This window comes from Streptomyces sp. NPDC060035 (genome assembly GCF_042736635.1).
Lineage (GTDB): Bacteria > Actinomycetota > Actinomycetes > Streptomycetales > Streptomycetaceae > Streptomyces.
In genome coordinates, this window is record NZ_JBHWVO010000073.1 from 1 (window position 1) to 1,374 (window position 1,374).

General features: G+C 67.1%; 1 pseudogene. It reads left to right on the forward strand.

Features of this window, described 5'->3' with window-relative positions:
- Positions 1–1,374: pseudogene (locus tag ACFWBQ_RS38300) on the forward strand (coagulation factor 5/8 type domain-containing protein); the annotation flags it as partial.

The window sequence follows — 1,374 nt, forward strand, 5'->3', positions numbered from 1 at the left end:
CCCGGCGGTGGTGACCTGGGACCCAACGTCCTGGTCTTCGATCCGTCGACGCCGAACATCCAGGGCAAGGTCGACGAGATCTTCAAGAAGCAGGAGTCGGCCCAGTTCGGCACCGACCGCTATGCGCTGATGTTCAAGCCGGGCACGTACAGCAACATCAACGCCCAGATCGGCTTCTACACCTCGATCGCCGGTCTCGGCCTCAAGCCCGACGACACCACCTTCAACGGTGATGTGACCGTCGACGCCGGCTGGTTCAACGGCAACGCCACCCAGAACTTCTGGCGTTCGGCCGAGAACCTGGCCCTCAACCCCGTCAGCGGCACCAACCGCTGGGCCGTCTCCCAGGCCGCCCCCTTCCGCCGCATGCACGTCAAGGGCGGCCTCAACCTCGCACCCGACGGCTACGGCTGGGCCAGCGGCGGCTACATCGCCGACAGCAAGATCGACGGCCAGGTCGCCCCCTACTCCCAGCAGCAGTGGTACACCCGCGACAGCTCCATCGGCAGCTGGGGCAACGGCGTCTGGAACATGACCTTCTCCGGGGTCGAGGGCGCACCCGCCCAGAGCTTCCCCGAACCCCCGTACACCACACTCGACACCACCCCGGTCTCCCGCGAGAAGCCCTTCCTCTACCTGGACGGCAACGACTACAAGGTCTTCGTCCCCGCCAAGCGCACCAACGCACGCGGCGTCTCATGGAACGGCACCCCGCAGGGCGAGTCCATCCCGCTGAACCAGTTCTACGTGGTCAAGCCCGGCGCGACCGCACAGACCATCAACGCGGCCGTGGAGCAGGGGCTGCACCTGCTCTTCACCCCGGGCGTCTACCACGTCGACCAGACGATCAACATCAACCGCGCGGACACCGTGGCACTCGGTCTCGGGCTCGCCACGATCATCCCGGACAACGGGGTGACCGCCGTCAAGGTCGGTGACGTCGACGGCGTCAAGCTGGCCGGCCTGCTGATCGACGCGGGCCCGGTCAACTCCGAGACACTCGTGGAGGTCGGCCCCGAAGGAGCCTCCGCCGATCACTCGGCGAACCCGACGTCGCTCCAGGACGTGTTCGTCCGGGTCGGCGGAGCGGGCGCCGGCAAGGCGACCACCGGCATGGTCATCAACAGCGACGACACGATCGTCGACCACACCTGGCTCTGGCGCGCCGACCACGGCGACGGGGTCGGCTGGGAGACCAACCGGTCCGACTACGGCCTGCGGGTGAACGGCGACGACGTGCTGGCCACCGGCCTGTTCGTCGAGCACTTCAACAAGTACGACGTGCAGTGGTACGGCGAGAACGGGAAGACGATCTTCTTCCAGAACGAGAAGGCGTACGACGCCCCCAACCAGGCCGCCGTCCAGAACGGCGAC